The organism is Roseibium sp. AWQ4_290, from assembly GCF_056160985.1.
Genome location: NZ_JBSWYG010000081.1, coordinates 1 through 304, shown reverse-complemented (window position 1 = coordinate 304; position 304 = coordinate 1). Strand labels below are relative to the sequence as shown.

Annotated in this window: 1 protein-coding gene; it reads right to left on the bottom strand. The window is 61.5% G+C overall.

Annotation, left to right across the window (positions count from 1 at the left end):
- Positions 1–304: helix-turn-helix domain-containing protein (locus ACXAH0_RS25220; RefSeq protein ID WP_475196061.1), on the bottom strand; the 304-nt coding region annotated here is incomplete at both ends.

The following is a 304-nucleotide window of genomic DNA, read 5'->3' as shown; positions in this document are numbered from 1 at the left end:
CTGGCTTCCGAGACGAAGTATCGGCGTTCGTCAGTGAACCTGGTGGCGAGTTCTCTCGGGGAGAGTTCCGGGTCATCGAGCGCCATTTCCAGAACCTGAACACGCACGTCTTCAGGGATGCGGTTCCACACGCGGCCCGAGCCGGGGCGCCGGTCTTCCAGTGCCGCTTCGCCGAACCTGCGATACAGATCGTACCAGCGATAGAAGGTTGGCCGCGACACGCCGATCTGTTCCAGCGTCCTTTTCACCGGCTGGTGCGATTGCTCGACCAGTCGGATGATTTCGAGCTTCTCGGAGGCGGGAT